This window comes from Burkholderia sp. Ap-955 (assembly GCF_011753045.1).
GTDB classification, from domain to species: domain Bacteria; phylum Pseudomonadota; class Gammaproteobacteria; order Burkholderiales; family Burkholderiaceae; genus Burkholderia; species Burkholderia lata_D.
This window is the reverse complement of sequence record NZ_VWWH01000007.1, coordinates 76,161-100,561: the sequence shown is the minus strand read 5'-3', so window position 1 is coordinate 100,561 and position 24,401 is coordinate 76,161. Positions and strand designations below refer to the sequence as shown.

Below are 24,401 nucleotides of genomic sequence, written 5' to 3'. Positions count from 1 at the left end.
AGTGGCCAGTCTCCTGCGCACGGATGATCAGCTCGCGCAGCGTCAGCCGCTATCGCGCGCAGATAACGAATCCCGTGTGCGTCGCGCAACCCTCGGCATCCCGTCCGAAACGCGGGTCACTGACGAGAAAGGCCAGTCAGGGCGACCCGACCGGCCTTTGCCTTTCTCATTGCGCCGCGCCGACGCGGGCGCGGGCGCGAACCGATTCAACCGTGGAACACGAGCAGCACCAACGGCATCGTGACGGCCGCAAGCGCGGTCTGCACGGTGATGATCCCGGCGGACAAGCGATGATCGCCGCCGAGCAGCTTCGCCATGATGTACGCGGACGGTGTGCACGGCAGCGAATTGAACAACACGATCGTCGTGAGTGCCGGGCCCCGGATGCCGAGGCTGAAGCCGATCCAGAAGGTCAGCAGGGGCACGAGCAGCAATTTGATCACCGACGACTGGAACACGGGGCCGCGCGCTGCCTTCGCGGCCTTCACGTCGAGACCTGCTCCCACGGCGAGCAGCCCGAGCGGGAGCGATGCGGCGCCGAGAATCGACAGCACGCTCGACAGTACGCCCGGCAAGGGCAGGCCGCCGAGATTGAACGCGGCGCCGAACACGACCGACATGATCACCGGGTTTCTCAGCAATGCGCCGCCGATCTGCCGCGCCGACGGCGCACCGCCGCTGCCGTGACGCATCAGGATGATGATCGACGCGACGTTCAGCAACGGGATCGCGACTGCGATGCTGATCGACGTGAGCGTGAGACCCACGCTTCCGTACAACGCGGCGGCGGCGGCAACACCCACATACGTATTGGGTCGCAGCGCCCCCTGGATCACCGACGAAAACACAGCCCCCGACTGCCGGCTCCACGCTCGCCATGCATAGAGCAGCGCCGCGCTCGCGACCACCGCGCCGAGGATGGCGACCGCGATCGGCCGCACCGGAAACTGCGTCAGATTGGCTTTCGCGACCTGACTGAACATCAGCGCGGGAAACATGTAGTAGTAGTTCAGCGTTTCGCACGGCAGCCAGAATTCGTCCGGCAGCAGGCGGCGCTGCCGCAGCACGAATCCCGCCAGGATCAGCACGAAGATCGGAATGAGTGCGGCCAGGACATTCTGCATGGGCCGCTCCGTCACGCGAAGACCAGCGTCTTCGCGAGCACGACCGCGCCGTAGACGCCGATGAATGCCGTCATCGCGCGCTCGTACAGGGGTGCGCCTGCGCGCGCGAACAGCACGTTGCCGACCGCGAAATAGATCGCGACGGCCACGGGTGCCATCGCGACGCCCTGGACACTGAGCGCCGCCGGTCGCAGCAGCGCCAGCGTCCCGAGCTGGATCGCACCGAACAGCAGGTAATAGCGCGAGATCGCCGCGCGCACTGCGTGCTTGTCGTCGTACCGGCTGGCCGCATAGACGGCGAGCAACGCACCGCCCATGTTGGTGAGGCCGTGCACGACGCCCATCGCCCCGACATACAGCCGGCTGCGCGCGTGAACGAATTTGCGCAGCCCGGTCTGCAGACGCGATGAATAGCGCATCGCGGCGGCGCTCAGCATTGCAACGCCGATCAGCAGGTCGGCGCGCGCCTTCAGGTTCAAGCGCACCAGCATCGCAAGCGATACCAGCACCGCGATCGCGCAGATCACCATCGTGACCCGTTCGGCGGCCGGCACCGCACGTCGCCGCGCGAGCAGCGTTTCAGCGGTATTCGACGCCGGCCCGATCGTCGCAATGATGGTGGTCTTTGACATTTTTCTGATCCGATGAATTCGGTGCACAGAAATATGACAGAGCCGTGAAATTCTCAGAAAGAATTAAAAATTCGAAATCTAGATCCAAAAGTGATTTAGAAAACGCGCATCTTGTCCGACCGACTGACTGCGCATGGCCATTGCCACGTCCCATGGCCAAACGCACGTTTAACCGACAAATCGCGCTTCGACACCGCTTCGCACCACCAGGTCGAAGCGCTCCGGACGAATATGAAACACGGTGGATTCACACGTGCGACCGTCGGCCAGACGCGACGTGCGCCGCAACACGAGCAGCGGCGCCTGCTTTGCGGTCTTGAGCCTGACGGCGATATCGTCGGGCGCGGCCACGGCCGTCACCGACATGTCGGCGTCGGCAATGCGCCAACCGAGTACTTGCTCCAGCAGCTCGTAAGTCGGCAGGCTGTCGGCCCGCGCATAAGCGACGTCGCTCGCTTCGGGCAGCAGGCAGGTCTGCGCGAGCGCGATGGGCTCGTCGTCGACCCAGTGCAGGCGTTCGAGATAAACGCAGCGCGTGATGTCGGCGGCGAACGCGTGTCGCAGGCCGGGCGGCACGTCGCACTCCTCCATGCGCAGCAGTTCCATCCGTGCCTGTGCACCCTGTCCCGCGATCGAATCGTGCAGTCCACGCAGCACGTCCAGTCGATGCCGCAGCCGCTGCTTTGCGGCGAACGTGCCCTTGCCCTGCTTGCGCTCGACGATTCGCGCGTCGGTCAGCCGGTCGAGCGCGAGCCGGACGGTCACGCGACTCACCTGAAAACGCTCGCTCAATTGTGCCTCCGAGGGCAGCTTGCCGGTCGGCTCGTACGCGCCTTGCTCGATCTCGTCGCGCAGCGTCGTCGCGATCTGCTCGTAAAGCGACGTCGCGTCATCACGCAGCAGCGTCATCGAATCTTCCTCTCCGTGCTCGGCTCGCGCTATGCGCGAATCCTGATTTCGATATGAAAAGCAATTGGATCGCCCAACTTGTATTAATACGTATTATGACATCTCGATAGACGATCGGGCCTGCTGTCTCAGGGCCCGACGCACGGGGAGCATACCAGTGACCGAAAACGCAATCGGCGCGCCGCCGCTCGACAGCACGCACGCCAGCCGGCCGCCACCGGCCGGATCGCCGGCGACACGACACGCCGATCCGCACGCGACAGGCCGATCGCGTCGCGCGCACTGGCGTGCCGCGATCGGCTTCGCTGCAGCGTGGCTCGCGTTCTTCGCGATCGCATGGTGGCTGCCTGCCCCCGCGCATCTGTCCGCGGAAGGCAAGGCGACACTCGCGGTGGTTTCGTGGGTCGCGATCGTGTGGATCACCGACGCGGTTCCGGTTGGCGTGAGCGGCATCCTGCTGCCGATGCTGCTCGTGCTGTCGCACGCGAGCCCGTCGTTTCCGAAGGCGGCCGGCGGCTTCGCCGCGCCCGTCGTGTTCCTGTGCCTCGCCGCGTTCCTGTTCTCCGCGATCATGCAGGCGTGTGGACTCGACCGCCGCATCGCCCTGTTGCTCCTCGACCGCCTGAAGGTGCGAACCGCCAACGGCGTGATCTGGGCCATGTTCGCGGTGAATTGCGTGATGGCGCTCGTCGTGCCGGCCGCGAATGCACGGGCCGCGACGCTGCTGCCCGTCACGAACGGGATCGTCCGGCTGTTCGGCGAGTCGCCGCGCGAGCGTGCCGCACGCAAGGCAATCGTGATCCAGACGCTCGTCTACGGCGCGATGATCAGTGGCATGTGCATCCTGACGGCCCACCTGCCGAACATGGTCGTGTCCGGGCTGCTCGAGAAACAGCTCGGCATCCGGATCTCGTATCTGACCTGGCTCAAGCTCCAGTGGCCGTACCTCGGGATGTTCGCGATCACGCAAGCCTGGGTGCAATTCCATTTCCGCTCGCGCGCCGTCGCGATTCCGGGTGGCCCAGGCGCAATCGCGGCAATGCGCGGTGCTCAGCCGAGCGCGACGCGCAACGACTGGGCCGTGCTCATGCTGTTGGCCGCCGTCGCCGTATTGTGGGCGACCGAGCCGCTGCATCACCTGCCGTCGGAAATCGTCGCGCTGATCGCGCTGGCGCTGCTGTTCGCGCCGGGCGTGCTGCGCTTCGGCTGGGCGGAAGTCGAACAGCGCACGATCTGGGGCACGCTGTTCCTGCTGGCCGGCGCGCTGTCGCTGTCGTCGGCGATCAGCGCGTCGGGGCTCGCGAGCTGGGCCGCCGATCACATCTATGTCGCCGCGCGCGGTCACGGCTGGTGGTTGGCGATCGCGATCGTGATGCTCGGTACGCACGTGATCCGCATCGGCATGCTGTCCAACGTCGCGGCCGTCACGATGATCGCGCCGATCGCGCTCGCACTCGCGCCGCGTCTCGGGCTGCATCCAGTCGCCTTCACGATGCTCGTCAGCGATACCGACAGTTTCGCCTATCTGCTGCCCACGCAGATCACCGCGGGCGTCATCGCGTACAGCAGCGGCGCGTTCTCGACGGCCGACTACGCGAAGGTCGGCGCGGTGTCCGTGCTGATCGCGATCGTCTACGGCCTCTGCGTGATTGCACCGTGGTACGCGTACATGGGCCTCCCCGTCTGGGACCCGGGCGCGCCCTGGCCGTTCGCGCATTGAAGCGCTCGATTTCCCTCGCCATTTCTTCTGGATTGACCATGAACGAATCCAACGACGCCCTCGATACCGTCGACGCCCGCGCCGCCGCGCTGCGCGACCGCCTGGGCCCGCACGTCGCACCCGAAGGCCTGTATGAGCGCCACAAACGCCTGCCGTTCGCCGGACGCGTGCGCTGCAACGTTGCACGGCTCGAAGCCGGCGCATGGAGCGAGATCGTGCTCGATTACGAAGTCGGCTCGTCGGGCATCGCCGACGGCGGCTGGCTGAAGGCCACCTTCAAGTTCTATTCGGATTGGGCGCTGTTCCAGACCAGCGATCCGAGCGCCGCGAACTACATCAGTGCCGAATACCATGCTGCACCGCCCGTGCCGGGCCAGAGCCCGGCCACCGTGCAGGCGCTGAACGTGCGCTTCGACCAGAAGGGACACGAGCGGCCGTTCCAGAAGGCCGTGATCGTCGACATCGTCGACGGTTACGTGAATGCCGGCGACCGGATCGTGATCCGGCTCGGCGATCGTCGTCGCGGCCCCGGCACGCGTGTGCAGACCTTCGCCGAGGACAACTTCCGGTTCCGGCTCTACGTCGATCCGCTCGGTACGTCGCGCTTCGTCGCTGTGCCCGGAGACATCTCGATTGACATCCGTGCCGGCGCACCTTCCGACGTACTCCTGAATGGCCCGCGCTTCGTGCGGCCCGGCACGCGCGCGCCATTCCGGCTATCGCTGCAGGACCGCTGGGGCAATGCGTGCCGAGACGCAGGCAGCACCGCACGCGTCGTCGCATACGACGTACGCGGCGAAGCCGTCTACCGACGCGAGCACGCGCTGCCCGATGCCGGGCTCGCGACCTGCGCGGTCGACGACCTGCCGGTCGATGCCGGCACGCTGCGCATCGTGGCCGACATCCCCGCCCGCCCGGACGTGCGCGCGGCCGAAGCGTGGCTCACGAGCGACGCGTCGCTGCCTGCGCCCCGTGCGTTGTACGCCGACCTGCACGTCCACGCCCACGATACGGTCGGCACCAACAGCCCGGCGTACAACGCGCGCTACGCACGCGACATCGGCGGCATCGACGTGCTCGGCTATACGGCGAACGATTTCCAGATCACCGACGAGAACTGGCAACTCGGGGTGGAGGCGGTCGAGCAGTTCAACGATCCGGGCCGCTTCGTCGTCTATCCGGTGCAGGAATGGTGCGGCAGTTCGACCGCGGGCGGCGACCACAATGTCGTCTTTCTCGGCGACGCGCGGCCGGATTTCCCGTACAACGCGCGCGGCGAGCACAACCGCACGCTGGTCTGGAACGAGGACATGAAGGGCAATGCGGTCGAGCTCGGCCGCTGGCCCGTCGAGGAACTGTGGGACGCGTATGCGGACAATCCCGCGCACCATCTGGTGATGCCGCACGTGGGTGGCCGCCGCTATATCCCCGACTGGCACCATCCCGAGCTCGAACGGCTCGTCGAGATCGCGTCGTCGTGGGGACACTTCGGCTGGCTTTACCAGGACGTGATCGCGCGCGGCTATCGGCTCGGCGTGGCGGCCAGCGGCGACGAGCATCGCGGCCGGCCCGGCGGTGGCGCGCCCGGCGTACAGGTGTTCGGCGTGCGTGGCGGCCTGACCGGCGTGCTGGCCGAATCCCTCGACCGCCGCAGCATCGGCGAGGCGCTTCGCGCCCGTCATACCTGGGCGACGACGGGAGAGCACACTGCACTGCTCGTTCAATGCGGCGAATACCGGCAAGGCGATGCGTTCCGGCATCGCGGGCCAGCCACGCTCGATTACCGCCTGCTCGGCAATGCAGGCTGGGAATACGTGGCGGCATACGACCATACCGGCGTGATCTGGGAACGCGATCTTCACGCGGAGCTGGGATACGCGCAGCGGCACATCCGGATTCGCTGGGGAGGTGCACGCATTCGCGATCGCTATCGATGGGCCTCCTGGCGCGGCACGATCCGAGTTCTGAACGGCACGATCCACAATTTCAGATCAACCGGTTTCGAACACCTCGAGGAGGCGGCCTGGCGTTCCGGGACGACCGACATTGGCTTCGCAAGCGATACGTACGGCGATGCCGACAGCGTCGAGATCGAAGTGGGCGGCCTGGCCCATGCCACGATCGTCGTCGAAGGCACCATTGACGGTTTCGTCAAGGTCGGCGATCCGCTGGCCGGCAATCCGTTTGCGCATGCGCCGACGTTCCGTCATGAGATTCGTGGTGCGGATCTGCTGGCAGCAGGCGCCGCGACGCACCAGCTCGGTGGCACCGAGCTGTTTCTCGCAATCGAACGGCTGACTGAGCAGACCTTGCCGACGGACCTCTCGGGAAGCATCGAGATCGACCCGGCCAACGCCTCGTTCGGCCACCGCCCCGTGTATTTCTTCGGGCGGCAACGCGATGATGCGAAGGTCTGGTCTTCGGCGCAGTTCATTACGTTCGAAGATTGAGCGCGTCCGACTTGCCCCACCTTGTCACCGGGATCTTTCGACGGCCTTTCCGACGATCGCCCGGTGACGATCGCGGCAGCAAGCCGTCGAATATTCTCATCACTTCGAGCGCTTCCTGATCACCCAAAGCAGCGTTGCCTGCGCGGGTTCCCCGCCATCACCACCGCGCCGAACGCGCTCATGGGCCCTCCAATCCCTAGGGAAAATCCTGAGACATCCTTACAGCGATTTACCTGATGATTCATGGAAGCGTCATGTTTCAACGATTCCGACGTCCGCCAAGCTTTCAATCCGTGGCATGCAGACGAAGCCGCCGCGCGGCAAATGCGCTGACCGAAACCTGAAACGGCAGCTGCTGGCGAATCGTCAGGTGTTCAATACTTTCAACAACCCGGTCGAGAGTAATCGTGAGATTCCGTGGCCCGCTGGTGCGGTGGAGACGAGGCGATGCGCGAAACCTGCGCGCCGCGATCGCGTCCTCCGACGACAGTGGCGGCGGGCAAAGCCCTCGCCTGCCTCTGTCGATCTACACCATCCTGTCCCGCCGCTCCGTTCGCCGCCACAACGCCGTCGCCGCGCGTGCGTACGTCGCGATCCACACCGACGACGTGGCATCGCTGCTGCCTTAGCGCCCCGCCTCTTTCCCTGACTCCGTTCGACCCAATCGCCGTGTCGCCCGACCGGTGAAGGGATCGGCTCGCGCTTCGTGTTCCGCGCGAGCCGGCTCGCCGTCAAATGGACTCCTGATCGTTGTGCACCGCGTTCGCTCACTGCGAGCGTTGGCTGCGCACGCACGCTTCATCCGATGAACCATCGCGCAACGACCCGCACCCAGCGGATCGACACGCGCACCGAAATGGAAGACTCCATCATGCGAATCCGCACGCTTCGCCGCGCCCTTGCAACCGCTGCCCTCCTGTCGGCCGCAGCGGCCGCCGGCACGACCGCCCACGCGGCCGGCGAACTGAACATCTACAACTGGTCCGACTACATCGCGCCGGACACGATCCCGACCTTCCAGAAGCAGACGGGCCTCCACGTCCGCTACGACAACTACGACAGCGACGACACGCTGCAGGCAAAACTGATGTCGGGGAATTCCGGCTACGACATCGTCGTGCCGACGTCGAACTACATGGCCAAGCAAATCCAGGCGAGCGTCTACCAGCCGCTCGACAAGTCGAAGCTGCCGAATCTCGCGAACCTCGATCCGCTGCTGATGAAGATGGTCGCCGATGCCGATCCGGGCAACCGGTACGGCGTGCCGTGGGCGTATGGCACCGACGGCATCGGGTACAACGTGCAGGCCGTGAAGAAGGCGCTCGGCGACAAGGCACCGGTCGACAGCTGGGCGCTGGTGTTCGACCCGGCCAACATGGCGAAGCTGAAGAGTTGCGGCGTGTCGTTCCTCGACCAGGCCGTCGACGTGTTCGCGGCCACGCTGCAGTACATGGGCAAGGATCCGAACAGCACGAACCCGGCCGACTACCGCGCCGCGTACGAGGTGCTGAAGAAGGTGCGTCCGTACATCACGCAGTTCAACTCGTCGGGCTACATCAATGATCTCGCGAACAACGACCTGTGCGTGGCGTTCGGCTATTCGGGCGACGTCGGCATCGCGCACCGCCGTGCCGCCGAAGCGAAGCGCCCGTACGAGATCGGCTTCGCGAACCCGAAGGAAGGCGGCCTGCTGTGGTTCGACATGATGGTGATCCCGAAGGACGCGCCGAATCGCGACGCCGCGCTGAAGTGGATCAACTACGTGCAGGATCCGAAGGTCAACGCCGGCATCACCAACGCAGTGTTCTATCCGACCGCGAACAAGGCCGCGCGCCAGTACGTGAAGCCCGCGATCGCGCGCGATACGTCGGTGTACCCGCCTGACGAGGTACTGAGCAAAATGACGCTGCTCAAGCCGATGCCGCCGGAGATTCGCCGGCTGCAGAACCGGCTGTGGGCGCAGTTGAAGACGGGCCGCTGAACCGCGCGATGCAGTCACGAATCGTGCCGCCGGCGGCTTGCTCGCGCGGGCGGCACGTCGTCGCATCGAAACCGGTCACATCGCTTGCCGAGGCGCCGACCCTGCCACGCGAGCATCGCAACGACCGTAGTCGAACCGGCCGCGCGAATTATCGCAGCGCCTGCTCCGCAGAGAATGCGTCGTCCACGAAGCGGATCACATCACCGAGCGACGACGTGCACATCGCCCCCGCCGCAAGCTCGCGAAACGCACCGTCCGGCCCGAAGCAGATGAGCGGCTTGCGCCAGCGCCGCGCGAGCGCGATCTCCTCGGCCGTGCCGTGGCCGCCCGGCAGCGCAACGATCAGGTCGCTGCTCAGCACGTTCACGTAATTGCGGTTGATCGTATCCGGAGCGGCGTCCGGCTCCCGGCGCGGCAGCGGCGTGAGGATCGGGATGTCGACGAACGGATGCGGATAGCCGTCGAGCGGCACGAAGCCCGCGAGCGGATCGGCCTGCGTCGGCAGGATGCCGATCGACCGGCCGGCCCGCCCCGGCACGCCGGCGAACGCGCGCGCGACCGCCAGCATCACGCCCTGCCCGCCGCCCGTCAGCAGGTTGAAACCGGCCTGCGCGAGCCAGGTGCCGAGCGGCTCCGAAAACGCGAGCCACGGCTCCTTGCCGGAGCCCATCACGCCGATCGTCTTGTTCTTCTGTTGCATCGTGGTTATGAGTGAGGTCGTTGGGTGGCGCGCGATCGGCGCGCTCATTCGAGCTCGACGCCCTTGAGCTCGGGAATCAGGAACAGCGTCGCGACCATGTCGAGCACGTAGAGGCCGGCGAGCAGCGCGATGGCCGTCTGGAACGAGTAGTGCGCGGCCAGCGCGCCGACCGCGACCGGGCCGAAACCGCCGACCGCGCGGCCGATATTCCATAGCACGTTCTGCGCGGTGGCGCGTGCGGCCGTCGGATAGCCTTCCGACATCAGCGTCCCGTAGCCGCCGACCATCCCGTTGACGAACATGCCCATCAGCGCACCGGCCCACAGCATCGCGGTCGGGTCCGACAGCCGCGCATACGCGATGACCGTCACGACCGCGCCGATCTGGTACAGCAGGAACGTCGGCTTGCGCCCGATGCGGTCGGCCAGCTGCCCGAACACCCAGACGCCGATCATCATCCCGACGACCGTCGCCGCCGTCCACAGCCCCGACTTCGTCAGCGAGAAGCCCATCTGTTTCGACAGGAAAGTCGGCAGCCAGATCATGATCCCGTAGTAGCCGAAGTTCTGGACCGAACACAGGATCACGATGCCGACGCTCGTGCGCGCGGTGCGGCCGTCCGCGACGAGCAGGCGGAACGCGTTTGCCTTCGGCTGCGCTGCGCGCTGCACGAACGCTTCAGGCTCGTGCAGCTTGTTGCGCATCACCCACGCGAGCAGCGCGGGCAGCACGCCGACCACGAACATCCCGCGCCAGCCGATGTGCATCAGCAGGAACGGCGTCAGCAAGGCGGCCAGCAGTACACCGGCCTGCCAGCCGAGCGCGACGTAGCACGACACGCGTGCGCGTTTGCTGGCCGGCCACGCTTCCGCCGCGAGCGCCATGCCGATCCCGAACTCGCCACCCAGCCCGATGCCCGCGATGGTGCGGTACACGAGCAGATCCTCGAAGCCCTGTGCGAACGCGCACAGCCCGGTGAAGACCGCGAACAGCAGGATCGTCCAGGTCAGCACGCGCACCCGCCCGTACCGGTCGCTCAATGCACCGAACAGGATGCCGCCCGCGACGGCGCCGATCAGCGTCCACGTGACCAGCGCGCCGCCCTGACCGGGCGTCAGATGCAGCGCCGCCGTGATCGCCGGCAGCATGAAGCCGAGGATCAGCAGGTCGAAGCCGTCCATCGCATAGCCGATCGCCGATCCGGCCAGCGCTTTCCACGCGTACGCGCCGACCAGCTCCACGCGCGGGGCCGACGGGCCCTCGAGCGCCGAAGATTTGATGTTTGCTGCCATGGTGTCCTGCCACGATTGTCCGGCGACATTTTAAGGCCTGTGCCGGTGCCCGACGGGCCGGCAGACCCGCCGGCGACGAGGGTCCGCGTGCGCGTCGACACCCGCTGCGGGATGGCGAGCGGGAATCTGCGGGCAATGAAAGGGGGAAAAACGGCGATCCGGTGTCGGCGGCGAGGCCGGCGATGCCGCGGTCAGGCCGGACACCGAATGAAAAGCAGCATGCTGGCGGAGTGTTGCCGTCCGGCCCGCTCGCGCGAACCGGACGGCGCCGGGTGGCCTGGCGGCCCGGCCGGCTTCAGCCTTGATCGTCTCCGGGCCACCAGGTCTTGGCCTCGCGGTCGACGGCGAGCGTATCGAGATCCTTGCCTTCGAGCCATTTCGGGCGCGGGCCGCGGCCCGACCATGAGCGGCCGGTCGTCGGATCGTAGTACTTGGCAGGCGCCTTGCGTTTTCGCTGGACGATGTAGCCAAGCGCGCTCAGCACTTCCTGCTGCGAAATTCCCAAAAGCTCGACCTGTTCCTTGAATGCCGCGAGCGCGGCCTGCTTCTCCTTCTGCTTCGCATCCGACAGCTTGATATTCAGGTCCCGAAGTTGTGCTTCGAGTTCCTGCAGGGCCTGGGTCATGTATTCATCCTCTTTGGGCATGTTTTCGCAAAAAGCTCCGATGGCGGAACCTACCACGAAGTTCCGCCGATGGGGGCTGTCAAATGGGTGAATCGGTTGCCTGAGCCGGCGTGGCTTGCGCGATACGCACTAAACGACGTCGCGCGTCAATCAATGACAGCCAGGACCGGGCCGGCAACGCGCAGCCCGCCATGGACGAAGGCACGGCGAACGGCTGCGGCAAGTAAGCGCCGCACCTGGCGGGCGCGGCATGGCGCGAATGATAGCAGTGCTGTGCGCCGTTTTTGCAGAAGGCGCAGAAGGCGCCGGCCGGCGTCGATGCGGATACGCCCGATTACTGGCCGACGTCGCAGGTGTCCCACGCGATCCGGTCGAACAGCGCGCGCAGCTTCGCGCCGCGCGCCGCGTTCAGCGCGGCCGCATGCGCGACGCGCCCGGCGAGATGCGCGCGGAAATCCGGATGCGCATCGCGATTCTGCGACGCCGGGCCGCTCCGGATGCAGTTGGTCAGGATGGCCTTCAGGCGATCGAACGCATCGCGCGCCAGGTTCGGATGACGATTGACGACCACGCCGGCCAGTTGCTGCCGCGTGCCGCGCCGCATCACGCGCGTCTTGCGCAGTTGCAGCGCAAAGCCTTCCTCGAGCGCGATCGCGGCGACCCGGACCTGCAGCCGTTCGACGTCGCGCGCCAGCGTGCCGCCGCCGGAAAAGGCGAGATCGTCGGCATAGCGCGTGTAGGTTGCACCGAGCGAACGCGCGAGCGCGGCGAGCCGCATGTCGAACCGGAACGCGCTCAGGTTCGCCAGCGCCGGCGACGTCGGGGCGCCCTGCGGCAGATGCCGTTCGCGATAACGCTGGCGGCCGATCCAGTCGAACCGGTCGCGCAGGTCCGGCGCGAGCAGCCGTGCGGACGGCACGCGGTTGGTGCACAGCCCGGTGAGCGTACGCGCGACTTCGGCCGGATACCCGAGCGTGACGAACAGCGCGTGCACGCGTGCAGCGCGTATCGATACGAAGAAATCCGCCAGATCGAAACGGACGACGACATCGCGATCCGCATGGGGTGCCGCGAACGACACGATTCCGTGCCCCTTGCGAAAACCGTGTACCGCACCGTGCGGCGCGATGCGATCGAGCAGCCCGTGCAGGATGCGGCGCTGCGCTTCGCGCAGCCGGCCTTTCGGGATTTCGACGAGGCGGCTGCCGCCGCTGCGCTTGTCGTGCGCCACGTACGTGTAGTGATGCAGCGGCGTGGCGCTGCCGCGCGCGTCGACGCGCCAGTGGTCGGACAGCCAGTCGAGCGCCGGCGGGCTCACGTCGAGCCAGTCGGCAAGATCGCCGGGTGTCGCCCATTGCGGCACGTCGCAGCCGGCGAGCGGCTCCGGCAACGGCCGCTGGACCGGGGGCCGCCGCACGACGCGGATCACGGTCGGCCGATCATCGCGATACCAGGCGCGCACGAACGCGGCCGCATCGGCCAGAACCGCCGCCAGCACGTCGATGTCGACGTCGTCCCAGTTCGCGCCGAAGCGGGCGAGCGCGGCGTCCGCACATTCGTGCGCCCACGGCTGCGCATCGCCGAGCACGGCAGCCATACGCGCGATGACGCCGCCGCGCTCGGGCGACCCGGCGAGCATCGCCTCGGCAATCGTGCGGGTGGTATCGCGCAGGGATGAATGCATGGAGAAAGATAGGCGGGACGATGAGCCAACGTGACTGGTGCTGCGAGGGGAGGCGTTACGCAACGCGCAACCCGGCCCCTTGCGACGCATCGGGGTGTCAATTTCATCCACGGGGTAGCCCCGTAGTCCTGGAACATCGGCTGCCTGTTCCGGGCATGTGCTTGACCCACCGGCCCGCGATGCGACTTTAATGGCCGCGAACGCGGCGTGTCAAACCGGGTGGCGATCCGGCGCCGCCGCGGCGCGCCGGATCGCGACGCGCAACCTACGCGTGCCGGGAAAACAGCTCGCGGTAAGCGATCGGCGCGACGCCGACGCCGGCCATGTTGTTCAGCATCGTGGCCCAGGTCGCGTTGTCGACGCTGACCGGAAACGATCGCACACGGTTGGCGAGCAGCCAGAAAGTGCGCGTCATGCCGTTGCTCATCGCGACTTCGTACCCGCTTCCCTCGAGCCAGTAGCCGACCGGCGGCAGTTCCACCGGTGCGAGGCGGCCGGCCCGGAACGCGGCGGCGGCCGACGCGTATTTGCTGTCGAGCGGCATGACGCGGCGCGGCACGCAGTCCTGCGAATTCAGTTGCGGAAACGCCGGGCTCGTGCCGAGCCACAGGCCGTAGAACTTCTGAGCGTCGAGATGCACGACGAAGCGCTCCGTCTCGGCGGGCGTTGCCGCCATGTAGCAGTCGGCCTGGCCCGGAACGGCAACGCGCCACATCGCGCGCTGGGCGCTCAGGTCGACCAGTTCGCTCGGCAGCGGCCGCGGCTGGATGGGAGACGGACGTCCCGCTTCGCGCAGGTCGCGTGCGCGATCGAGTCCGATACGAAGACGTGTCAGCATGGGCCCTCTCTTTCTCTCGTAATTTGTTCGAATGCGTCAGAGGGTGGGCGATTACATCCTCACGTGTTTGCAATCCGTGGGCCCGGTGTCCTGACGCTCCCGGTCTGTTCGGGAACTGGCGCAGTGTAGCGTCTTTCCGGGTCGGCACGAATCAACCCGACCGGCGCCGACTGCAGCATCGACGGACGTGCGCTGCGCAGTTCGCGCACTGGACGAACCACGCGCCCGAACACTCGAACCCTCATGAACGCCCATGCGCTTCGCCCGCCACACCATCAACCATCGAATCAATATTCATCGCCGATCATTTAAATATCGAAATAATCAAAAAACAAAAACAACAGCCAGCAGAATTCAAGAAAATCAAATTCAAACAAAAATTATCGAATGCGATTAACGATAAATTAATACGATTGGCGCCCTCAAAATCAAATAAATAGTCTGTGTTGTGCGCCGCAACACCGTGATTCAAAGATCAACGAGATACGGAGGCGCAGCATGAATCACTTCATTCATGCTTGGTCGCAGAGTTTCCCCTTATCAGGCCACCGTTGATTTCCAGACACTTGTGAATCAGCAATCCGGAAAGACAGTCACGTCTTCCCGGGCGTGACCGACGTCGTCAGATCGCATTAATTCATTCGATACCAAAGGAAAGTCATGAAGAAGATTGCAACCGTGCTGTTTTCAGCACTGATGCTCGCCTCCACGTGCGCGTCCGCACAGGCGCTTTGCAAAGCCGGCAAGATCGACAAGATCGAAACCGACACCACCGGCAACCTGCTGGTAACCATTAACGACGGCGTCTACTCGTTCAGTGCCAAGGAAGTTTATTCGATTATTTACCAGGCCTATTCAGAGAACAGGAATCTGTTTATCTATGGAAACAATTGTTCGAATGGCTCGCCGGCAACCCGCTTTGCCATTCGTTAATCGACCTTAAACGCTCGACGATTATCAATGCGTGGAGCCCGGCGCTGGGTTGACGTTCCGAATCCAGCGCCACCGCGGGCTGTGGTGTCGGCGCTGCGCGTCATGACACCGGCATGCCCGCGGGCCGCGTCGGCCGTGAAAGATGACTGGCGGAGCACCGCCAGCCAGTAGTTCGCCATGCAACTCGATGCCGGACATCACCGGCATGCGGACATCCGCAATCAAGAACGCGATGTCGCGAACGTGAGCGGAATCGAGAAGCGACAGCGCCGAATCGAATGTCTTCACGCGCCGTCCCGACGAACGCAGAAAGCCTGCGATCACGGAAACTACCGCAGAAACGGCGCCAGTGCGTCGGAAGCTTCGGAGAACCGCTGCTCGAGGAAGTCGAGCAAGGTGCGCACGCGTGGCGCCATATAAAGCGTTCGTTGAAAAAGCGCGTTCACCGGCACGTCCGGGCAGCGCCACTCCTGCAGGAGCAGCTTGAGCCGCCCGGCCTGAAGATCGGCGCCGATGTCCCAGATCGACTTCATCGCCACCCCGCGCCCCTCGATCGCCCATTCGCGGGCAAGCGAACCATCATTGGTCTGACGTGAACTGTCGAGCGGCGCGGTGAACAACGCGGTCTCCCCGTCGCGCGCGAAACGCCAGTTGTTCGCCGCGCCGGCCGCCGAGGAAAGGACGATGCATCGGTGCTCACGCAAATCGTCGGGATGGCTCGGCATGCCGTGCTCGGCGATGTAGTCGGGCGACGCGCATAGCGCGCGGCGATTGTCGGCCATGCGCTTGGCGACCATCGAGCTGTCCGCCGGCAGGCCGAACCGGATTGCGAGATCGATATCGTCCTGCAGCAAGTGCGACAGCGAATCCGAGAGCACGAGCGTCAGCGTGACGTTCGGATGGCGTTCGTTGAATTCGTCGAGCCATCGACGCAGCACGGTGCGCCCGAAATCGGAGGTGGCCGATACGCGCAACGCCCCGCTCACCGATGCACGTCCGGCCTGCAACGCCGCGCGCGCATCTTCCAGCGTTTGCAGCGCATGCTGGCAGTGGACGAGATACATACGGCCTTCATCCGTGAGGCGCAGCTTGCGGGTCGAACGCTCGAACAGCTGCGTGTGGAGTTCTCCCTCGAGCTTGACGAGCCGGGCGCTCGCCGCTGCGGGGGACAGTCCGAGCTTTCTGCCGGCCGCCGAAAGACTGCCTTGGCCAGCTGCTTCGACGAAAAGGCGAATGTCACCGAGATTGTCCATGGTCGCGTCACGCGAAAGGAATGTTGGGTTGTGCCGCATGATGCCCCGTGGGGACCCGGGCATGGTAACGCGATGCGGACGGACGAAGGAAAGGCCGACCGGCAGGATCGGCCCCGGCCCGCTTACTTGGCGACCACGCCGAGCTGTTGCAGGAACGTCAGGTTGTCTTCGAGATGCCAGTTGTCGGTGATCTTGCCGTCATGAATGCGATAAATGTCCGTGGCGATGAAGTCGACCACCTGCCCCTTCCCCTGCACGCCGTTGAAGGTGCCGGTGAAATGACCGGTGAAATGCAGATGGGTGACGACGCGGTCGCCGGCGACGATCATCTGTTCGACTTCGGCGTGGACGTCCGGCACGGCACGATGGAAGCCCTTCGATGCAGCCAGCGGCCCGGCGATGCCCTGCAGCCGGCCGGCGGGCAACGTGCGGTCCGTGAAATCGGCCGCCAGCGCCTCGCGGGCCTGGGCCTCGTCGCCCGTGCTCCAGAAGGTATCGTAAAGGCGTGCCGCGCGGATCTGTTGCTCGGCCTGCTGCTTCGAGAGGCTCTTGTCGACGATCAGCGTTTTCGGCTGTACGAGATCGTCGCCGGTCGCGGCGGCGGCAGGCAACGCGGCAGCGGCGGTGGCGGCGGCCAGCGCGATGCGGGAAACGGCGGAAAGGACGGTGCGGGTTTTCATGGCAGGCTCCTTGAGTGTGTGCTCGATGCTCGATGAACGGATTGAATCCGGCAGAGGTGCGACTTGGGTGATTCAGGCTGGGAAACGGGCGGGGTGATTCGCTTGTGCGGTCTCGCGTCGATCAAGCCGGGACGCGAAAGCGGTCACCGCGATGGCCAGCAACGTCACGGCGGCGGCCACGAGCGGCAGCGTGTCGAGTGCGTGCCCGTGCGAAAGCGCCATGCCGCCGAGCCACGCACCCATCGCATTACCCACGTTGAACGCGCCGATGTTGAGCGTCGATGCGAGGTTCGGTGCGCTCGCGGCCTTGCTCAGCACGCGCATCTGCAGGCCCGGAACCGTCGCAAATGCCGCGACGCCCCAGACGAAGATCGTCAGGACCGATGCCACGGGGTGATGCATGGTGCGACTGAACATCACCATGATCGCGACGAGCACGACGAACACGCCCGTCAGCGTCCGCATCACACCGCGATCCGCAAGCTTGCCGCCGAGCGCGTTGCCGATGGCCAGACCGATGCCGAACAGCACGAGAATCTTCGTCACGCCGCTCGGCGCGAATCCGCTCGCCTGCTCGAGCACCGGGGTGATATAGGTGAACACCACGAACATGCCGCCGAAGCCGAGCACAGTCATCAGCAGCGCGAGCCACACCTGCGGGTGCTTGAGCACGCCGACTTCGTGCGCAAGGCTCGCGGATTGCGCTTCGTGCGTGTTCGGCACGAGCGCCACGAGGGCCAGCGCAGCAAGCACGCCCGCGCCGGCGACGGACCAGAATGCAGCACGCCAGCCGAGCATCTGGCCGATGAAGGTGCCGAGCGGCACGCCGAGCACGTTGGCGAGCGCGAGACCGGTAAACATCAACGCGACGGCACTCGCACGCTTGTCCTGCGGCACGAGCGATGCAGCGACGACCGACCCGATGCCGAAGAACGAACCATGCGCGAACGACGTGACGACGCGGGCGATCATGAGGCTCGTGTAACCCGGCGCGACCGCGCACAGAATATTGCCGACGATGAAGATCCCCATCAGCAGCAAAAGCGCCCACTTGCGCGGCATACGGCTCGTGAGAACGGCGAGCAGCGGCGCACCCACGGCGACGCCTAGCGCATAGCCGCTCACGAGCAGCCCCGCCGACGGGATGGAAACGGACAGCGACTGCGCGACATCGGGCAGGATGCCCATGATGACGAATTCCGTGGTACCGATCGCAAAAGCGCTCAGGGCCAGCGCGAGAATGGGAAGTGGCATGGCTATCTCCGGGAAGGCGGCGAAGCCGCAGTGGATGTGCAGCCATTCTGCTTGCCACCGTGCCGATTGATAATTGGCCTCCGTCTTGAATGATTTTCAATCCAGGCAAGAAAATCAGAAGAAGAGCGGCACGTGCCTGATCGCCCCAATCATTCTTCGCTGGTCAATGCGTCGATCAGCGCACGTATGCGCTCGAGCCTCGTGCGCGAGCCCGGCATCACGAGATTGACGGGTAGCGGCTCGGGGCGACAGGTCGGCAACACTTCCACGAGCGTGCCGCGGCGCAGGCGGGCTTTGGCGAGAAACTCGGGGAACTGTGCAAGGCCCGCACCAAGCGCGGCAGCTTCGGCGAGCGCTTCACCGTGGTTGATGTGGAAGCGGGCCTCGATGGTCAGCGCGACCGTTCGCCCGTGTTCGACGAACTCGAGTGGCCGATCGCGGCCCGTGGTCGGCATCCGAAACGCAATGAGGCGATGGTTCCGCAAATGGTCAACCGCACGAATCGTCGGATTGGCCGCCAGGTAATCCGGATGCGCGCACAGGATCAGCGCCTCTTCGCCGATGCGACGGGCGACAAGCGAAGCGTCGTCGAGCGCCTTCGCACGATCGCGCCGGTGCAAAGGCGCTCGGGCAGCCCGCTAGATCGTCTCGCTTTCGCGTACCGTAATCGCGCTTTGCAGTACAAACCGCGCAATGTCGTCCTTGCGCATGAACGCAACGCCCGGATGGCTCTTCGCATAACGCAGGAACGCATCCCATGCGCGCGTCATCTGCGGCGTGCCGCTGATACGGTCATGCGCACTGATCGACATCATGCGCCGACGCGTACCCGCTTCCTCGTACAACTGATCAAAATCGAACTTGATCTGTTCGAGGAACTTGTCCGGCGAGTAATTCCGGCCCTCCACCAGCAGGATGTCGTTATTGCGCAGCGTATACGGAATCACGACGAAATCCTTGCCGTTGACCTGCTCGATGAACGGCTCGTCGCGGCTCGTATCATCGATGTGATAGACGTAGCCCAGCTCCTGCAGCAGCGACAGCGTGTTCGGCCCGCGTCGCAGCCAGTTCGCGTTGTAGCCGATCGGACGTTGGCCCGTCACCGCCTCGACCATCGATCGCGCCTGGATCAGGAATTCGCGCTCCTGCGGTCGCGACATCGCATACTGCGAGTTCCACGTCGGCCCATGGCCCGACGCTTCGTGGCCGCGCGCCACGATTTCGCGCGCCACCTGCGGATGCCGCTTCGCCGCCTCGCCGATCATGTGCGCCGTCACCTTCACGTCATGACGATCCCACAGATCCAGCATTCGGGGAATGCCCTCGCGATACCCGTACGCAAACCACGCTTGCGCGGCAAGATCGGCGGGAACGCTCGCCGGGAAATCGACTTTCGGAAACGGATTGTCGGCGCCCTTCGGCGGCTGTCCACCCGCCTCGAACTGCATCGAGATCGAAATGACCAGCCGTGCACCGTTCGGCCAGAATTCACCCTGCACGGGCGCGGCTACCGGGTTCGATCGAGGGCTGCCCGTTTGCGCACCGGCCTGGGTGGATTGAAGCATCGCACCGACGGCGAACGCGCCTGCGCCGATTCCGGCCTTGGTCAGGAAGGAACGGCGCGCCGGTTGATCGGGCGCCTGCTCGGCCGGATCACGATCCACATGATCGATTTGAATTGCCATGGACAATCTCCTCATGACGCGCAAGCGCGTCTCTCGCACCGCAACGCGATGCGATGCGATGCGATGCGATGCGATGCGATGCGATGCATGATGACGAATGAACGGGTATTGAATGTCACGCAGATTCGTGCGCGTACAACCAATTTTCGGAAAACAATCTCGTTTCGAAAATGGGCCTTGAAATGAATAGACTTTCAATCCAGACCAAAAAAATCGGTGTTCCGTCCGGATTCGGCAAACCCGCTCGGTCTACCGCGCTTCAATGCCTCGATACCCTTCGATAAATGACGGTGAGCGCCATCGCTGCCGAAGCGCTCAGCGCCAGCAGCAAGGTCGGCGCCGTCGCATCGTGATGGCGATCCTTCAACCATCCGAACACGATCGGCCCTGCAAAATCTGTAAGGTTTCCGAAACAATTGATCGTCGCGATCCCCGCCGCCGCGGCCGCGCCGTCAAACGGAAGCGGCGCAGACGCTCATGCTCGCCAGCGCGCCCTCGATCATCCGGCGACGCACACGGCGCGCGGAATCCGGGCACGCGCGTACGGACAACCGCCGACGCATCGCGATTCGAACTTCAACCGATCGGGCCGCTACGCGATCGCACCGCCACCGTCGACCAGCACCGTCGAGCCGGTCGCGTACGGAGTCGACGCGAGGTAGAGCACTGCGTTCGCAACGTCCTCGGGTTGACCGACACGGCCGGCCGGCAAGCGCGCCGCAGCGCCTTCGTACATCCTGTCCCGCGCCTGCGCATCGAGCTTCGACCAGAGCGGCGTCGCGATCAGGCCCGGGGATACCGTATTCACCCGCACGGGCGAAAGCTCGAGCGCAAGCCCGCGCGCCAGCGATTCAAGCGCCGCGTTGATCGCGCCTTGCAGGACCGAGGTCTTGCTCGGCCGCACGCTCAGGAAGCCCGACACGAACGTCAGCGACCCGCCCTGCCGAATGCGTACGGCCCGCGCGACGCGATAGGCTCCCCAGAACTTGCTGTCCATCGCCGCGTACGCATCGGCGAGCGCGAGACCACGCATCGGACCCGTGGGTGTCTGCGCGGCTGACACGACAACGTGGTCGAATTCGCCCGCCGAATCGAAAAATGCACGTACGCTGGTGTCGTCGGTCGTATCCATCACACCGGTTCGCACGCCGTGACCAATCCTCGCTGCGCTCGCCGCCAGCCTGGCCGCGTCGCGCGACGCGATCGTCACGCTCGCCCCGCCCGCCGCAAAGGCCCGCGCGGCCGCTTCGCCGATCCCGGAGCTTCCGCCGACCACCAGCACGTTTTGTCCATCGAATTTCATCGTTCACTTCCTCCGATCAAAAGCGTGTTCCCGAGCGTGAAGCCGTGCCCGTCGCACGCGTCAAATGTTCTGAATACCGCTTGCGGCCAAGGGTTGTCGGCCGCCCACGCCGAATCGCCGCTGTCGCCGCCTGTCGCCGGCGAAGTCGGCAAGCGCCATGCGTTTCGCAAGACGATTCGGCAGATCCGGTCATCCGTTCGGAATCCCGTGCAGCTTGTCGGCGCCGAGCGTCGTCACGAATTCGACGGAAACCCCCGGCGCAATGGACACGAACAACTGCAGCTCGTTGGACAACGGTACTTCGCTGAGCGAGTAGTCGATCCGACTGCTGGACAGTCGATCGATCAACGTCGCCCATTCGCGGTGCGTGTCGACGCGAAGCGCGATGTGATCGATGCGCGGCGTGCTACGGCCTTCGTGCGCGGGAAGCGTTGCGCGCGTGACATGAATCATCGGGCGGCTATCGAGGTACAACCAATAGCCATCCACCCTGAACGGCGGTCGGGGCCCGGTATCGAGACCGACGACCTCATCGAAAAAGCGGCGTGTACCGTCAATGTCGTCGGTAACGATGGTGGCGTGGTCGAAATGCATGCGTCGTGTCCATGCTGTAAAGCCTGGTACACATTCTGTCGCACGTCGGTCGGTCTTGATAATTGGCTTCGCCATTGAATGATCTTCAATGGCGACAGGAAGATGGGGGGCCGCGGGATGCTCGGTGCCCCGGTTTCGTCGCACGCAAGCGGATTCACGAGACACGACGTCACCGCGACGTCATGCGTGCACGACTTCGGCAATGTCTCGAACGGCATTCGTGGCGCGGCCCCCGCAATGGACGCATGTGCGCGGGCCGCGAGCGGCGCCCGATCCTACAGCGCCTGCGGCGCATCGCGCAGCACGGCGCGCAGCGCGGTATCGAACGGCGTCGCGTGATCGATGCCGGCGGCGCGCACGCGCGATGCGTCCAGATGGCAGTCATAGGGGCGCGGTGTCGCGTCGGTCGGCTGGTCGATCCGCTTGAGCGCGGCTTCGATGCCGAGCGCGGCCGCGATCCGCTGCGCGATGTCGTACTTCGTCATCGGTTCCTCGCCCGACCAGTGACGGAGGCCCGTGATCGACGCACCCGCGAGATGGCGCAGCGTCAGGTCGCGGATGACGTCCGCGACATCCGGCGTATACGTCGGGTATCGGATCGCCCATGCGTCCATGCCGACGGCTTCGGCGCCTGGCTGCGCAGACGCGACGATCGCCGGCACGAGGCTCGTGACGGCCGATTCGCTCCAGTCGACGATCGGGCCGAACAGCAGCGGCAGGCGCAACACGCACGACAGCGGCGACGCGGCGAGCAGCGCCGCCTCGCCTTCCAGCTTCGTGCGGCCGTAGATGTTCAGCGGGTTCGGTGCCGCGTCCTCGCGGTACGGGGCTGCCTTGCCGTCGAAGACGTAGTCGGTGGAGATGCCGAGTGTCCATGCACCATGGCGCGCGGCGAGCGCGCCGATGCGGGCCGGGGCGGTGACGTTGATCGCCCGCGCGCCGGCGGGGTCGCGTTCGCAGACGTCCGGGCGACGCTCGGCCGCGCAGATGATCACGGCGGCCGGTCGGCAGCTGGCGAAGAGGTGTTCGAGGGCCGGCTCGTCGAGGACGTCGAGTTCGGCGAGGTTTTCCGGAGGCAGCGCCAGGCGTTTTGCGCCTGCGCCTTGCGGGTTCCGGATCGTTGCGACGAGGTTCAGCGACGATTCGCGGGCCAGGGATGCGGCAACCGCGCGGCCGAGGAGGCCGGCGGCGCCGATGAGGAGGACGGTCGGGAGGTCAGTCGACGAGGTCGGGTTTGGCATGGGCGGTCATTCGGGTGACTTGGAAGTGCACGAGGTCGCGTTCGACGCTCGGGCGCGGGTCGCGGGGAGCATAGCCGAGTATGACAGCCGGTACACCGTGATGGCAGATCGGCAACCCCGCGACGGACGTGCGTCATGTGCGCCGCGGCCGGCGCCCGGCACGGCGCACCCGTCCACCGGGATGACGCCCGCTCTGCCGGCGACGTCGACACGCCACGCGGCCGCCCCTGCGCGCGGGCAATCCGCGGCGCCGCCACCTCACGAACATCGCCCAACAGCAAAGCCCGGTGCGCTTGCACGCACCGGGCCGTCACCTCTGCGGAAAACCGCGCCGCGCCTTACTTCCGGTCGAGCGAATACCGCCCCGGCCCGGTCAGTGCGAGCAACAGCAGCCCGCCGATGATGCTCACGTTCTTGTAGAAGTTGATCATCGCCATGTATTGCTCCATCCCCTGCAATGCCCAGTAGCGATGGCCGATCAGCGCGGTCGCGAGCGTATAGGCCGCGAACACGAGTGCAAGCGGACGCGTATAGAAGCCGATCGCGATCAGCAGGCCACCGGCCAGCTCGACCGCCACCGCGATCGCGGCTGCCAGCTCGGGCGCCGGGTTCCCCGTCGACGCCATGTACGCGACCGTGCCCGAGAAGCCGTTCAGCTTCTGCCAGCCGAACAGCACGAACAGGATCATCAACAGCACGCGAGCCGCCAGCAGCAGCTCGTCCTTCTTCGAGTCCAGTGAAACGTAACGCATGGCAATCACCCTTGAATTGACGGTTTGATGCGTCCGGTGCCGAATACGCGCCGAATCGGCGCGCCAGGTCGGCAACGAACCACTCCTCGCACACTCGGACAGCAAGCCGGCTGGCCAGCCGCCGAAGAATCCGCCTGGTGGCGCCGCTCCCGGCGCGCTCCGGATCGGTTCTGGCGAAGCACGGGTGCAGTCTACTGTCTCCCCGCGAATCATCAATCCGTCAAAACAAGATTCGCTGTCTCGTTTTAGTGGACAATCAAGCGAAACAAGGCCGCGACGCAGCAGCCATGAATCCGATCAAATGAATCTGCCCTTATGTTTCAAGGACATGAAAACCGCCCATTCATATCCGGCTTCAGTATCCAGTCGATATTGAAGCGCCAACCAGTGCTCACCGGCCACATCGAAGTATCGCAATCGCTATTCGACGATACGTTATGTGTAAAAATCTGCCATCTGTGAATTAATTTTTAAACTCGACTCTCTTTCCAATCGACGAAGCCCCCTGTTCCGGAAAAAGACGTCTGGACTGGCAATGCGTATTGGCAAACGAAAACGTTTCACGGGCAAGCGGGTTGATGTCGTCCGCGGTGGATTCCGTCGCGTGGGAAAGGATTTCAGCCCGATAGCCGCCGGGAAGAACACCTTCCGCGCACTGTCGATCGATCCGGTGTTTAGCCGAGCAAGCGAAAAAACTGATCAAACATTAACGCCCTCTACAAGCATTCAATTCCAGCAAAAAAGCCATTAA

Annotated in this window: 23 protein-coding genes; 6 read left to right on the top strand and 17 right to left on the bottom strand. The window is 65.1% G+C overall.

All coding sequences use genetic code 11. The features are described from left to right. Nucleotides 1–206 precede the first annotated feature (206 nt). From F3J15_RS06655 to F3J15_RS06645, 3 genes are all read right to left on the bottom strand, one after another. Nucleotides 207–1,124: an AEC family transporter gene (locus F3J15_RS06655; RefSeq protein ID WP_166888973.1), complete on the bottom strand. Its 918-nt coding sequence runs from the start codon at nt 1,122–1,124 to the stop codon at nt 207–209. Nucleotides 1,125–1,135: 11 nt separating this feature from the next. Continuing rightward, nucleotides 1,136–1,756: a hypothetical protein gene (locus F3J15_RS06650; protein ID WP_166888970.1), complete on the bottom strand. Its 621-nt coding sequence runs from the start codon at nt 1,754–1,756 to the stop codon at nt 1,136–1,138. Nucleotides 1,757–1,924: 168 nt separating this feature from the next. Next, entirely contained in the window at nt 1,925–2,665 is a 741-nt protein-coding gene (locus tag F3J15_RS06645; protein ID WP_166888968.1) for a GntR family transcriptional regulator, read from the bottom strand. Between the two features lie 157 nt (nt 2,666–2,822). Here F3J15_RS06645 and F3J15_RS06640 point away from each other — a divergent pair, with 157 nt between their 5' ends. The 4 genes from F3J15_RS06640 to F3J15_RS06625 all read left to right on the top strand — a co-directional run bounded on the left by F3J15_RS06640 (nt 2,823) and on the right by F3J15_RS06625 (nt 8,816). Then, nucleotides 2,823–4,385 (top strand): SLC13 family permease, encoded by a 1,563-nt coding sequence (locus F3J15_RS06640; RefSeq protein ID WP_345891477.1) that lies wholly within the window; start codon nt 2,823–2,825, stop codon nt 4,383–4,385. Between the two features lie 38 nt (nt 4,386–4,423). Continuing rightward, the gene (locus tag F3J15_RS06635) at nt 4,424–6,835 is read left to right on the top strand and encodes a hypothetical protein (protein ID WP_166888965.1); all 2,412 of its coding nucleotides are present in this window, start codon (nt 4,424–4,426) and stop codon (nt 6,833–6,835) included. Nucleotides 6,836–7,242: 407 nt separating this feature from the next. Next, nucleotides 7,243–7,464 (top strand): hypothetical protein, encoded by a 222-nt coding sequence (locus F3J15_RS37700; protein ID WP_083265979.1) that lies wholly within the window; start codon nt 7,243–7,245, stop codon nt 7,462–7,464. 242 nt (nt 7,465–7,706) lie between these two features. After that, nucleotides 7,707–8,816: a polyamine ABC transporter substrate-binding protein gene (locus F3J15_RS06625; protein ID WP_166889116.1), complete on the top strand. Its 1,110-nt coding sequence runs from the start codon at nt 7,707–7,709 to the stop codon at nt 8,814–8,816. A gap of 148 nt (nt 8,817–8,964) precedes the next feature. Here the strand turns inward: F3J15_RS06625 and F3J15_RS06620 are convergent, their stop codons facing one another. From F3J15_RS06620 to F3J15_RS06600, 5 genes are all read right to left on the bottom strand, one after another. Continuing rightward, a complete protein-coding gene (locus F3J15_RS06620) occupies nt 8,965–9,516 on the bottom strand; it encodes a DNA-binding protein (protein ID WP_166888962.1) in 552 nt (183 codons plus the stop codon). A 44-nt stretch (nt 9,517–9,560) separates the two neighbouring features. Then, a complete protein-coding gene (locus F3J15_RS06615) occupies nt 9,561–10,808 on the bottom strand; it encodes an MFS transporter (RefSeq protein ID WP_166888959.1) in 1,248 nt (415 codons plus the stop codon). Between the two features lie 295 nt (nt 10,809–11,103). Then, the gene (locus F3J15_RS06610; RefSeq protein ID WP_027792132.1) at nt 11,104–11,433 is read right to left on the bottom strand and encodes an H-NS histone family protein; all 330 of its coding nucleotides are present in this window, start codon (nt 11,431–11,433) and stop codon (nt 11,104–11,106) included. A gap of 334 nt (nt 11,434–11,767) precedes the next feature. Next, nucleotides 11,768–13,117: a reverse transcriptase family protein gene (locus F3J15_RS06605; RefSeq protein ID WP_166889113.1), complete on the bottom strand. Its 1,350-nt coding sequence runs from the start codon at nt 13,115–13,117 to the stop codon at nt 11,768–11,770. Between the two features lie 265 nt (nt 13,118–13,382). Continuing rightward, nucleotides 13,383–13,955: an Osa protein gene (locus F3J15_RS06600; protein ID WP_166888957.1), complete on the bottom strand. Its 573-nt coding sequence runs from the start codon at nt 13,953–13,955 to the stop codon at nt 13,383–13,385. A 660-nt stretch (nt 13,956–14,615) separates the two neighbouring features. Between F3J15_RS06600 and F3J15_RS06595 the strand changes: the two genes are divergently transcribed. Further along, the gene (locus tag F3J15_RS06595; protein WP_166888954.1) at nt 14,616–14,888 is read left to right on the top strand and encodes a hypothetical protein; all 273 of its coding nucleotides are present in this window, start codon (nt 14,616–14,618) and stop codon (nt 14,886–14,888) included. Nucleotides 14,889–15,217: 329 nt separating this feature from the next. Here F3J15_RS06595 and F3J15_RS06590 read toward each other — a convergent pair whose 3' ends face one another. The 9 genes from F3J15_RS06590 to F3J15_RS06550 all read right to left on the bottom strand — a co-directional run bounded on the left by F3J15_RS06590 (nt 15,218) and on the right by F3J15_RS06550 (nt 23,650). Next, the gene (locus F3J15_RS06590; protein ID WP_166888950.1) at nt 15,218–16,141 is read right to left on the bottom strand and encodes a LysR family transcriptional regulator; all 924 of its coding nucleotides are present in this window, start codon (nt 16,139–16,141) and stop codon (nt 15,218–15,220) included. Between the two features lie 122 nt (nt 16,142–16,263). Next, nucleotides 16,264–16,821 carry an ester cyclase gene (locus F3J15_RS06585; RefSeq protein ID WP_166888947.1) on the bottom strand — a complete coding sequence of 186 codons (558 nt, stop codon included), beginning with the start codon at nt 16,819–16,821 and terminating at the stop codon, nt 16,264–16,266. A gap of 72 nt (nt 16,822–16,893) precedes the next feature. Further along, nucleotides 16,894–18,075: an MFS transporter gene (locus F3J15_RS06580; RefSeq protein ID WP_166888944.1), complete on the bottom strand. Its 1,182-nt coding sequence runs from the start codon at nt 18,073–18,075 to the stop codon at nt 16,894–16,896. Nucleotides 18,076–18,224: 149 nt separating this feature from the next. Continuing rightward, nucleotides 18,225–18,695 (bottom strand): LysR substrate-binding domain-containing protein, encoded by a 471-nt coding sequence (locus F3J15_RS06575; protein ID WP_166888942.1) that lies wholly within the window; start codon nt 18,693–18,695, stop codon nt 18,225–18,227. 18 nt (nt 18,696–18,713) lie between these two features. Further along, nucleotides 18,714–19,760 carry a polysaccharide deacetylase family protein gene (locus F3J15_RS06570; protein ID WP_240158704.1) on the bottom strand — a complete coding sequence of 349 codons (1,047 nt, stop codon included), beginning with the start codon at nt 19,758–19,760 and terminating at the stop codon, nt 18,714–18,716. A 592-nt stretch (nt 19,761–20,352) separates the two neighbouring features. Continuing rightward, complete coding sequence (locus tag F3J15_RS06565; RefSeq protein ID WP_166888939.1) at nt 20,353–21,063, bottom strand: SDR family oxidoreductase; 711 nt, start codon at nt 21,061–21,063, stop codon at nt 20,353–20,355. 189 nt (nt 21,064–21,252) lie between these two features. Further along, nucleotides 21,253–21,657 carry an extradiol dioxygenase gene (locus F3J15_RS06560; RefSeq protein WP_069249839.1) on the bottom strand — a complete coding sequence of 135 codons (405 nt, stop codon included), beginning with the start codon at nt 21,655–21,657 and terminating at the stop codon, nt 21,253–21,255. A 275-nt stretch (nt 21,658–21,932) separates the two neighbouring features. Beyond that, nucleotides 21,933–22,898, bottom strand: a complete 966-nt coding sequence (locus F3J15_RS06555; RefSeq protein ID WP_166888936.1) for an SDR family oxidoreductase — start codon at nt 22,896–22,898, stop codon at nt 21,933–21,935. A gap of 338 nt (nt 22,899–23,236) precedes the next feature. Further along, the gene (locus F3J15_RS06550; protein ID WP_166888933.1) at nt 23,237–23,650 is read right to left on the bottom strand and encodes a DoxX family protein; all 414 of its coding nucleotides are present in this window, start codon (nt 23,648–23,650) and stop codon (nt 23,237–23,239) included. 535 nt (nt 23,651–24,185) lie between these two features. On the opposite strand from F3J15_RS06550, the gene F3J15_RS06545 reads away from it, so the two are divergent. Then, nucleotides 24,186–24,401, top strand: coding sequence for a hypothetical protein (locus F3J15_RS06545; RefSeq protein WP_166888931.1), 216 nt, complete (start codon nt 24,186–24,188; stop codon nt 24,399–24,401).